The sequence below is a fragment of the Psychrobacillus sp. genome (assembly GCF_056205495.1).
Window position 1 is genome coordinate 1 of the sequence record NZ_JBAEAP010000010.1, and the last position, 9,921, is coordinate 9,921.

12 protein-coding genes and 1 pseudogene are annotated in these 9,921 nt (G+C 40.2%); 3 read left to right on the forward strand and 10 right to left on the reverse strand.

From position 1 onward, the window contains the following. Window positions 1–75: 75 nt before the first annotated feature. Window positions 76–207 carry a PHP domain-containing protein gene (locus tag AC06OU_RS00220; protein ID WP_475853316.1) on the forward strand — a complete coding sequence of 44 codons (132 nt, stop codon included), beginning with the start codon at window positions 76–78 and terminating at the stop codon, window positions 205–207. Between the two features lie 269 nt (window positions 208–476). Here the strand turns inward: AC06OU_RS00220 and AC06OU_RS00225 are convergent, their stop codons facing one another. From AC06OU_RS00225 to paaA, 10 genes are all read right to left on the reverse strand, one after another. Beyond that, a complete protein-coding gene (locus AC06OU_RS00225) occupies window positions 477–1,679 on the reverse strand; it encodes an acetyl-CoA C-acyltransferase (protein WP_475853318.1) in 1,203 nt (400 codons plus the stop codon). A 2-nt stretch (window positions 1,680–1,681) separates the two neighbouring features. Then, entirely contained in the window at window positions 1,682–2,542 is an 861-nt protein-coding gene (locus AC06OU_RS00230) for a 3-hydroxyacyl-CoA dehydrogenase (RefSeq protein ID WP_475853319.1), read from the reverse strand. 74 nt (window positions 2,543–2,616) lie between these two features. After that, entirely contained in the window at window positions 2,617–4,110 is a 1,494-nt protein-coding gene (locus AC06OU_RS00235; protein WP_475853326.1) for an aldehyde dehydrogenase family protein, read from the reverse strand. A 36-nt stretch (window positions 4,111–4,146) separates the two neighbouring features. Next, window positions 4,147–4,920 (reverse strand): enoyl-CoA hydratase-related protein, encoded by a 774-nt coding sequence (locus tag AC06OU_RS00240; protein WP_475853320.1) that lies wholly within the window; start codon window positions 4,918–4,920, stop codon window positions 4,147–4,149. A gap of 15 nt (window positions 4,921–4,935) precedes the next feature. After that, window positions 4,936–5,709, reverse strand: a complete 774-nt coding sequence (locus tag AC06OU_RS00245) for an enoyl-CoA hydratase/isomerase family protein (RefSeq protein WP_475853322.1) — start codon at window positions 5,707–5,709, stop codon at window positions 4,936–4,938. After that, on the reverse strand, window positions 5,709–6,011 hold the full coding sequence (locus AC06OU_RS00250; protein ID WP_475853323.1) for an EthD family reductase: 303 nt from the start codon (window positions 6,009–6,011) through the stop codon (window positions 5,709–5,711). Before AC06OU_RS00250 ends, AC06OU_RS00245 begins: the two co-directional genes overlap by 1 nt. A gap of 13 nt (window positions 6,012–6,024) precedes the next feature. Next, the gene (gene paaD / locus AC06OU_RS00255; protein ID WP_475853324.1) at window positions 6,025–6,525 is read right to left on the reverse strand and encodes a 1,2-phenylacetyl-CoA epoxidase subunit PaaD; all 501 of its coding nucleotides are present in this window, start codon (window positions 6,523–6,525) and stop codon (window positions 6,025–6,027) included. A gap of 26 nt (window positions 6,526–6,551) precedes the next feature. Further along, window positions 6,552–7,355, reverse strand: coding sequence for a 1,2-phenylacetyl-CoA epoxidase subunit PaaC (gene paaC, locus AC06OU_RS00260; RefSeq protein ID WP_475853325.1), 804 nt, complete (start codon window positions 7,353–7,355; stop codon window positions 6,552–6,554). Beyond that, complete coding sequence (gene paaB / locus AC06OU_RS00265) at window positions 7,352–7,696, reverse strand: 1,2-phenylacetyl-CoA epoxidase subunit PaaB (protein WP_169358240.1); 345 nt, start codon at window positions 7,694–7,696, stop codon at window positions 7,352–7,354. The genes paaC and paaB overlap by 4 nt, the downstream gene beginning before the upstream one ends. Before the next feature lie 16 nt (window positions 7,697–7,712). Beyond that, window positions 7,713–8,630, reverse strand: a complete 918-nt coding sequence (gene paaA / locus AC06OU_RS00270) for a 1,2-phenylacetyl-CoA epoxidase subunit PaaA (protein WP_475853328.1) — start codon at window positions 8,628–8,630, stop codon at window positions 7,713–7,715. Between the two features lie 481 nt (window positions 8,631–9,111). Between paaA and AC06OU_RS00275 the strand changes: the two genes are divergently transcribed. Continuing rightward, window positions 9,112–9,651 carry a bifunctional transcriptional activator/DNA repair enzyme AdaA gene (locus tag AC06OU_RS00275; protein WP_475853330.1) on the forward strand — a complete coding sequence of 180 codons (540 nt, stop codon included), beginning with the start codon at window positions 9,112–9,114 and terminating at the stop codon, window positions 9,649–9,651. Then, window positions 9,648–9,921 (forward strand): annotated as a pseudogene (locus tag AC06OU_RS00280) (hypothetical protein); the annotation flags it as partial. The gene AC06OU_RS00275 and the pseudogene AC06OU_RS00280, both read left to right, overlap by 4 nt.

Genomic DNA, 9,921 nt, shown 5'->3' on the forward strand with positions numbered 1-9,921 from the left:
AAATAGAAATGAAATTAAGGTAAATTACCGTCATGGAAAAAGACATTCCCTTACAAATTAGAAGTGAAATTTATAATGTATGCAGATTTACATATTCATTCGCACTATTCCGATAGTACCCGTTCTCCTAAGGAATTTGTCAATAAAGCAAGAGAGCTCGGTATTGACTTATTATGTGTAAGTGACCACAATACAACAGCAGCTTAAACGAGCTCAGTCTATACAGTTTTTCAGCTTTGTTTTTGCGAGTAAATTGATTAGCGCTTTCTCGATGCTAAAGCTGTTCCCGTTTATTGATTGGAGTGCCAGACGGCGACTCCTACGGGTTGTGTGGGACAGGTAAGACATCACAACCACGCGCGCTAGCGTTGGGTGATGGCTTATCGCTCACCCCGAGGAAAGCGTCCGGCTGGTGCGGAAATCAATTCTACTCTCTGAGGTCTTTTGACTTTCTAACTACCCTATTTCTATGATAATTACTGTATATTTTCAAATACTGCAGCTATACCTTGGCCTACCCCTACACACATAGTGGCAAGGCCTAATTTCACTTCTCTTCTTCTCATCTCGTATAAAAGGGTAGTCACTATTCTTGCTCCGCTAGCACCCAACGGATGTCCGAGAGCGATTGCACCGCCATTCACATTTACAATTGTTGGGTCGAGTTCTAATTCCCGTATGCAAGCCAACGACTGGGAAGCAAATGCCTCATTTAATTCGACTAAGCCAATTTCTTCTTTTAAAACTCCTGCGCGCTTTAATACTTTGTTAGTTGCATATACAGGTCCTATTCCCATTACATCAGGCTCTACACCAGCAGTAGCGGATGCAATATACCTCGCTATAGGCTTCAAACCTAATTCCTTGGCTTTGTCTGCGCTCATTAGAAGTAAGCCTGCTGCTCCATCATTTACACCAGACGCATTTCCAGCTGTTACAGTCCCTCCTTTAAAAATAGGAGAAAGGTTGTTCAGCTTTTCCAAGCTTGTTTCTGGTCTCGGATGCTCATCAGTATCAATGATCACTTCCTGACCCTTTTGATTTGTATACTTCACTGATATTATTTCGTTCAAGAAGCGATTTTCAGCCATTGCTTTTTTAGCCCTCTGCTGACTTTCAAAGGAATAGAAGTCCTGATCTTCTCTAGTTATTTTATATTTCTCGGCAACGTTCTCAGCTGTTTTAGGCATCGAATCTGTACCATACATTTCTTCTAACAATGGATTTATAAATCTCCATCCAATTGTCGTATCTATAAGCTCCATATTCCCTCGGGGAAATTCTTTCATAGGCTTTGCCATTACATAAGGGGCGCGAGTCATGCTCTCTGTTCCACCAGCTATGTATATATCGCCTTCGCCTACTGCTATGGCGCGAGCAGCATAAACGATAGCATCTAAGCCAGAACCACAAAGCCTGTTTATTGTCGTGCCGCCAACCTCTATTGGAAGACCAGAAAGTAATGCGGACATTCTTGCAACATTACGATTATCCTCACCCGCTTGATTGGCATTGCCAAGGACGACTTCTTCTATTTGGTCCAGTGGTAAACCTTCATTTCTTTCTACTAGTGCTTTTATTACAATAGCTGCCAAATCGTCTGGTCTAATACTTTTTAAAGATCCATTATATCTCCCGATAGGAGTACGAACAGCATCGACTATTACGACCTCTTTCATCTTCACCCCTCCTCACCGGTATAGCTGTAAACTCCCTTGCCTGTCTTCCTTCCAAGACGACCAGCCTTGACGTATTGTTCAAGGAGGGGGGCAGGGCGATATTTTTCACCAAGCTTTTCATGTAAATAGTTTAAATTGTTCAGTCTAGTATCTAAACCAACGAGATCTCCTAGCTCAAACGGACCCATTGGATAATTTAAGCCCAGCTTAATAGCCTTATCAATTTCCTCTGGCGTACCGATTCCTTCCTGAAGCATATAGAACGCTTCGTTACCAACCAAAGCACTGATTCGACTAGTTATGAAGCCTGGAAATTCTTTAATTACTACTGTTTCCTTTCCCATTTGCTCAGCAACGTTTTTAATAGCAGTAACTGTTTCATCACTCGTCTCAAGCCCTCTTACAATCTCTACGAGTGGCATTTTATGTACCGGATTAAAAAAGTGCATGGCAATTGTTTTATCCGGACGATTAGAAAAGGAAGCAACTTCAGTAGGACTCATGGTAGATGTATTAGTAGCAAAGTAACACTTAGCCGGAGCATACAGTTCTAATGCTTCAAAGACGGATCTCTTAATCGCTAGCTGCTCAGGTACAGCTTCTATAACTAAGTCAGCCGTTTCTACTGCAAAAGAAAGATCTTTTTCATAACTCAGCTTATTTAAAGACTTTTCCGCCATTTCAGAAGTTATCTTTTGTCGTTTAATACCTTTTTCAAATAAGCTCTCAATTTCTTTTTTAGCCTGTTCTAAGGCAGTAGGCTTTGTATCCACCAACGTTACGGCAAAACCAGAAAGTGCAGCTACGTAAGCAATACCTCGCCCCATTACCCCGGAACCCACAACAACTATGCAGTTAATCAATATAAGCACCTCCATATTTTTTATTACTATACGAAAAAAGGACAGGAACCACTCTAGCTTCCTGTCCTGTTATTTTATAGTCCTAAAGGGTTCAAAGGACGGCTACCATAATATGATAAAATACTCTTCGTTTCTGTGTATAAATCTAAGGTTTCGATACAAAGCTCTCGACCAAAGCCTGACTGTTTATAGCCACCAAACGGAGTGCCTGGAAATGCAGAAAACGGACAATTTACCATTACAATTCCTGCTTTTATTTGATTAGCTACTCTTGTTGCTCTTGCTCCGTCTTTAGACCAAACCGCAGAGCCAAGACCAAAATTAGTATCATTAGCTAGCTTAATAGCTTCTTTTTCATCCTTAAACTTCATTACTACCACAACCGGTCCAAAGATTTCTTCCTTAACTATGTTCATGTCGTGATTCACATTAGTAATGATAGTTGGCTCAAACCAGAAGCCATTTTCATATCCTTTAGGAGAGCATTTATGACCTCCAGCTAGAATCTCTGCTCCGTCCTTAATTGCCGACTGAACATACCCATCTATTGTGTCTAGCTGTGTTTGATCTATAATTGCGCCCATATGCGTCCCTTTATCAAAAGGGTTTCCTAACTGAAGCCTTTTTGTCTTTTCTACAAACTTACTCATAAATTCATCATAGATTTCCTCTTGGACATACAATCGAGAACGAGCTTCACAGGATTGACCTGAGTTATAGAAAATACCAAACAAGGAGCCATCTACTGCTGCATCAATATCGGCATCAGAAAATACTATACTCGGAGACTTCCCGCCTAGTTCAAGAGTTACTCGCTTTAAGCTTTCAGATGCCTTCCCCATAATATCCTTACCAATAGGCGTGGACCCTGTAAAAGCAACCTTATCCACTTGTGGATGCTCGACTAAATAGTTACCTATATCCGACCCTGACCCTGGAATGACGTTAACAACTCCGGCTGGCACGCCTGCCTCAAGGCAAATCTCCCCTAGTACAATGGCAGTGAGAGGAGTTAAAGAAGCTGGTTTTACAATAACCGAACAGCCTACTGCAATTGCCGGAGCAACCTTCCAGGCAGCCATCATCAGTGGGTAGTTCCATGGTATAATTTGTGCACATACGCCAACGGGTTCCTTTTCGGTGTAGTTGTGAAACTGACCGGGTACGTTATTAACCGTCCCTCTATGACCAACAATTGCCCCTGCGTAAAATTCAAAATCCTCTATTGCCTGTGTTACTTGACCCTGAGCGGCGTGTAGTGATTTTCCCGTATCTAAAATTTCTAGCTCTACTAGTTCATTAAACCGAGATCGCATGATGGCAGCTATTTTATTTAACACTTGTGCCCTTCGACCAACGGGATACATTTTCCACTTTCCATGATCAAAGGAATGACGTGCAGCAGCTATTGCCTTTTCTGCGTCCTCCTTTGAAGCCTTTGCAACTTCTGCCACTAGTTCGCCTGTTGCCGGATTGTAGGTTTTTATCGTTTCACCACTCGACCCTTTCATTTTTTCTCCATCTATTATTAAATGATAAAATTCTCTTTTAATAGTTTCTTTTTCCATTTTGTCGTCTTTAACAGTTGTCAAAGTACCCACTCCTTATTTTCCTGTGAAAACAGGTTTTCTTTTTTGTAAGAAGGCTTCAACACCTTCATGGTGATCATTTGTTAGACCGGCAATACGCTGGGTTTGTGCCTCTAATTCTAAGTAATCTTCTAACCTCATGTCTGAAACCGCTTTCAAATTTTGTTTTATAAGAGCAATGGCTTTTGTCGGTAGAGATGCAAGATGCTCAGCAAATTTAGTTACTTCGGTTTCCCAGCTTTCCATAGGTATTATCTGGTTTGCTAAACCTAGCTCTTTTGCTTTTTGTGCCGTAACCTTCTCACCTAATATAGATAGCTCTAACGTTTTCGCATACCCTATTAGTTTAGTTAAGTAATACAGGTTCCCACAATCGGGTACGAGTCCCACATGTATAAAGGCGTTGATAAGACTAGCCTTTTCTGATATCACTCGAAAGTCACATGCTAACGCCAGACTAAACCCTGCTCCTGCCGCTACTCCATTAACCGCAGCTACTACTGGCTTTTCACATTGCCGGATTTGGAGAAGCATTGGATAATAGGACTCTCTGAGTAGATTACCATGATCCATCTGATCATCAACTTCAGCTAAATCCTGTCCTGAACAGAACGCTCTTCCTTCTCCAGTTAACACGATGCATCGTACTTCCTCGTTAGATGATGCCGATTTAAAGATAGTCTTAAGCTCTCGATTCATTTGTGAGTTAAAAGCATTTAGCTTATCTGGTCTGTTAAGGGTAATCCACGCTACTCCATTTTTCACTTCAAACTTAATCGTCTCATACATACGCTCAACACCTCGCTATTTCCCTTGATAGTTCGGTTTTCTTTTTTCCATAAATGCATTCATTCCCTCTTTTTGATCCTCGGTACCAAATAGCAAATAAAAGTTTTTTCTTTCATATTGCATACCTTCATGGAGAGAATAATCTACCGCCTTGTTAACAGAATCCTTTATGAGACGGAGAGAAATAGGCGGTTGTTTAGCAAGCTTCTGGGCCAGCCTCATAGTTTCTTCCATAAGTAGCTCGCTCGCTACTACTTTGTTGATAATGCCATGGTCGAGAGCCGTGGCTGCTAGGATTCTTTCCCCGGTCCAAAGCCATTCTAGCGCTTTTGTTTTACCGACTAGCTTCGTCAATCTTTGGGTTCCACCAGCGCCCGGCATTACACCAAGTCCTACCTCTGGGAATGAAAACTCCGTTCCTGTGGCTGCTATCAAGAGATCACAAGCAAGTGCAAGCTCAAAGCCCCCACCAAAGACAAATCCTTTGACTGCTCCTATAATTGGCTTTTTAACAGTAGCTATACGATCCCAATCAGAAAATTGATTTAGTAACTCAAGACTGATTGGATCGTCCTCCATCATTTCCTCAATATCAGCACCAGCCGAAAATGCCCTGCCTCTTCCTGTTATGACAATAACCCGAACTTCTTTTTTGCGTTCAAATGCTAGCAGTGCATCCATTATTTCACTAACCATTCTTCTATTTAGTGAATTGAGCCGATCAGGACGATTTAATTCGATTAACCCTATATGTTCATTAATGCTTGTTTCAATGAAGTTGAAGGACATTATTCATCCTCGCCTATCATTAGCGTAACTAAGTCTCCTGCAAATCCCATTAAATCCTTTCCTGAAGCCCTTCCTTCCGCTGATTTTAGTCCAGCTTTCAAGGAATCCATATCATCATAGATCATTTCACACATTAAATAATATTCCGACTCTCCTCCCATTGGAGAACCAGTAAACTTAGTTACCTTCATTTCTCGTAGACCTGGGATTTTTTGTGTAATGGGAGCGTGTACGTTAAAGTAGTGTTCATCAAATTCCATTTTGTTTTCTGGGTGCTTATACATTGCGACTAATTTAGCCATTCATAATCCTCCTTTACATAATAGTAGAGATTGGTTTCATTGCTTCAAATACGTTTTTACAGCTTTTACAGTACAAAATGCTTCTACAAGCCGTTGGACCAAAAAGATTATCTAAGGTAGTATAGGTTGACCCACAATAAGCACAGTCCACCTGCCACACATCTTCTCCTTCCTTAAATATAGGAGGAGGCGCTATGCCAAACTTCCTTAGTTTTACATGCCCTCGTTTTGTTATCCTTTCCGAAGTCCAGGGAGGATGAAAAATAAAATCTACCTCCACTCCCAGTACACCTGGTACTCGCTCGATTGCAGCCCTAGTATTGCCTTTAATAATTTCTAACGCAGGACAGCCTAAAAAGGTAGGCAATAAATGGATATGAACTTTCCCTCCATCTATTTTTATCTCCTCCACCATACCAAGATCCATAATACTAACCGAGTCTATCTCCGGATCCATTACTTCATAAAGGGCATTGATCACTAAATCCTTTAAAACTATTAAGCTTTGGGTCACTCTTGTCACCTCTTTTCATTTGAGCCTTACCAGGAAGCCGCCGGATCCATCCTATATACCTCTGAAAGAGTTTCAATCGCCTCATCTAAGTCCTTCAAATGCACTCCATTGCGACCATTTTTATTTGGAACAGTAGATATGCTTGGCTTAGCAAGCTGAAGAAATTCAAAGGTAGGTGCTACGCTTTGTAGCCATCTTTCCATTAATAAGTTCTCTGGTTCTATTAACTGATGCTTTTCTATAATCTCCTTGTCTGCTCCATAGGAGAAAAAATCAGCAAAGTCATCACTCACTAGCATTATTGCATCTGTCATTTTCTGTTTAGCTAAGTCGGTTGAATTCAATAATTGCTTAAACCACGTTTCCCAATGCAACCGGTGGTAGTAAATTTCCATCTTTACCTTTTTAGCAATTTCAGCCAAAGGAATATATGAACTAGAACACAGGGAATCGACTTTAACCTTTTTGGCAGTCATATAAAAATAGCTTCTGACTACTTGCAAAGCCCAATCATATTGAGGGACCTCCATGTAAGAGCCTTTCCCGTTAGCTCTTTCCGTCAGTATGCTATTCTTTCTTTTACTGGACTCCCTCAGGTGAGCAAGATCATCAGCATTCCCCAACCCCAACTCTTCAAGTAGGTTGTAATACATGACGGCATGCCCCATACTATCCTGGCTAATGGATGAGGAAGCGACGTCCTCTTCTATATGAGGAGCGAGACCTAGCCACTCTGATCCACGATACGCATACATAAAATCGTCATCTGCTAACTGAAAAAGTAAGCTGGCTATAGCTTCCTTATGCTCCTTGCTCATATCAACAGTCATTTCCGATCCCCTCCCCAAGATAATATTTCTTTTTCATCTAATATTTGCTGCTCATAGTGGCGCCACTTTTTCTTTAGGTACCCGTAGCCCTTTGTCGTTCGATAATCCTTGTTGTCTAGTCTTGCTAACGTTTCCTTCTCCTCTAGGTCAAGCTTACGGATATGCTTGCGATTGACGATCCATATGTCAGCTACCGGCTCTCGTCTCATAAAGTTTTCTTGAGCCATTATAAAAGCCATGTCTTCATTCGGAGCGAGTAAACTAAACTGATGTAAAAAAGCTGAGCTTGGGGTTCGTTTGCTAAATATTTCATATTCTTGATAAAAATTTTCTTCTTTCATATTAGCTGCTCCTTCCTTAGCTTACTGTCGCACTAAGCGCATCACGGACCCATGCATTATTTTCATACGAGATTCTTCTTAAATTTAGGCGTGCCTCTGATCTAGGACCACCGTTTTTAATAATTTTCTTAAACTCATTCCAATCAGGCTGCTGGTATATCCACGTATTAGTTTCTTTATCGAATGTTAAGGTTGGATCAGGAACAGTCAGCCCCAAGGATAAAATTCTAGGGATGTATTTATCAAAAAAGATTTGTCTAAATTCTTCATTTGTTTTCGTTCTTATTTTGTATTTAATCGTTAAATCCTGTTTAGAGGAGCCAGTCGTTTCCTTAGATGCGGGGCCAAAGAACATAAGGAGCGGCTCCCACCAACGGTTAAGGGCTTCTTGAATCATCTCTTTTTGTTTGCTTGTACCTTCAGCGAGAGCCATGATAATCGATTCCCCATGCTGAGCGTGAAACACCTCTTCGGCACAAATTCGCTGCAACGCTCTTGAGTACGGACCATACGATGCACCCAGCATATTTGTCTGGGTGATTATAGCCGCTCCGTCTACAAGCCAGCCGATAATCCCAGCATCTGCCCAAGTTTTTGTCCCCATATGAAAGACATTGTGGAACTTTAGATCTCCTTTAAAGAGATCCTGCATCAAATCAGCCCTATTCTTCCCATAAGGCTTTAGCAAATCCTCTGTCACCCTAAGTAACAGCTGTCCATGGCCCATTTCATCTTGCACTTTCGCCATAATACCTAACTTTCTAGATAGAGAAGGAGCACGTGGCACCCATTCCTTTTCTGGCAGAGCTCCCATTATTTCACTCATCCCATGCATAGAGATCAATTTGATTAATGTGATGCGGTATTCCTCAGGCATCCAATCATCGGCTTCAATCTTATCTCCCAATTCAATCCGTTCCATAAAACGATCCATTTGCTGCTGCTCATCTTGTGAAGTTAGAACTACGCTCACTTACCTTCCTCCTTTATTTAAGCTATGCTTTTCTAAAATAACTCATAACACCATTAAAACGCCTTAATATTAAAGTTATATAAAATGCTTTAGTCCCCAAATAAACGAATGCAATAGAACTCAATAAGTATGAAAAAAGTTACTATAGTAGTCTCTATGATTAATCTGTAATTTATATAACAAATATAAAACGAACAACTTAAATTTAGTGATACTTTTATTACAGATTAATAGTATCCTTGAAATTAGTCAACTAAAAATTCAGAAAATAACAATAAGTATTGGACCATAATAGCAAGAATTAAGACGATTCTTTCTCCTATATTTGTTAAAGTAGACATAAGGCAATTACAAACGAAAAAAGTTATATGATATGATAAATAAAATTTACTGACAGAGGGAGTGAAAATTCGTGGCTAAAGTTAACCTTTCTTTCGAGGAAATGTGGCAAAAGATTATTTCTTGCGATAGTAGTTATGATGGATGCTTTTATACAGCCGTAAAAACTACTAAAATTTACTGTAGACCCTCCTGTAAATCCAGAAAACCCAAAAAGGAGAACGTACAATTTTATGAAACTAAATCTGAGGCAGAGAATGCTGGTTTTCGAGCCTGTAAAAGATGCAAGCCTGATATAGAACTTGCGCCTCAGGAGGATTTAGTGAGCGAAGTCATTTCTTTTCTGACCCTCAATTACAAGGAGGTAATAACGCTGGAGAGCCTCTCTTTACATATTGGAGTAAGTCCATTCCATCTGGAGCGAGTCTTTAAACATGTAACGTCTGAGAGTCCACGTACGTTTTTAGAAAAAGTTCGAATAGAAAAAGCAATCCACTTATTGAAGAATACAGATAATACAAACCTAGAAATATCATTAAAAATAGGCTTTAAAAGTACATCAACTTTCTATAAGGCTTTTAAAAATTCCTTACAAACCTCTCCTAGTGAATATCGAAAACAATGGAGGAGTTCGCAAATATGAAGGAGATCCTAAAACCAAATACACTAAATATACCTACACCTCCCGACTTTAGCTTTGAGGAATGTCTAGCTCATTTAATGAGATCTGAACAAGAAACAGTGCACCAAGTGATAAATTACTCTATTTATAAAGCTATTAAATTAGATGATGATGAGCCCATTTTGTTTATGATTGAATGGAAACCTGATGCTCTACATGTACGATTTCCACTTACTACACCTTCTGCTAAGCAGAAAGAGCAAATTACTTCATTTATAAGAGAATGGTTTG

Excerpts from the sequence above, each read along its gene's own strand:
- AC06OU_RS00275 (WP_475853330.1), top strand. The coding sequence starts at position 9,112 with ATGTGGCAAAAGATTATTTCTTGCGATAGTAGTTATGATGGATGCTTT.
- AC06OU_RS00235 (WP_475853326.1), bottom strand. The coding sequence starts at position 4,110 with ATGGAAAAAGAAACTATTAAAAGAGAATTTTATCATTTAATAATAGAT.
- AC06OU_RS00220 (WP_475853316.1), top strand. The coding sequence starts at position 76 with ATGTATGCAGATTTACATATTCATTCGCACTATTCCGATAGTACCCGT.
- AC06OU_RS00250 (WP_475853323.1), bottom strand. The coding sequence starts at position 6,011 with ATGGCTAAATTAGTCGCAATGTATAAGCACCCAGAAAACAAAATGGAA.
- paaB (WP_169358240.1), bottom strand. The coding sequence starts at position 7,696 with ATGAAAGAAGAAAATTTTTATCAAGAATATGAAATATTTAGCAAACGA.
- AC06OU_RS00245 (WP_475853322.1), bottom strand. The coding sequence starts at position 5,709 with ATGTCCTTCAACTTCATTGAAACAAGCATTAATGAACATATAGGGTTA.
- AC06OU_RS00240 (WP_475853320.1), bottom strand. The coding sequence starts at position 4,920 with ATGTATGAGACGATTAAGTTTGAAGTGAAAAATGGAGTAGCGTGGATT.
- AC06OU_RS00225 (WP_475853318.1), bottom strand. The coding sequence starts at position 1,679 with ATGAAAGAGGTCGTAATAGTCGATGCTGTTCGTACTCCTATCGGGAGA.
- paaC (WP_475853325.1), bottom strand. The coding sequence starts at position 7,355 with ATGACTGTTGATATGAGCAAGGAGCATAAGGAAGCTATAGCCAGCTTA.
- paaA (WP_475853328.1), bottom strand. The coding sequence starts at position 8,630 with ATGGATCGTTTTATGGAACGGATTGAATTGGGAGATAAGATTGAAGCC.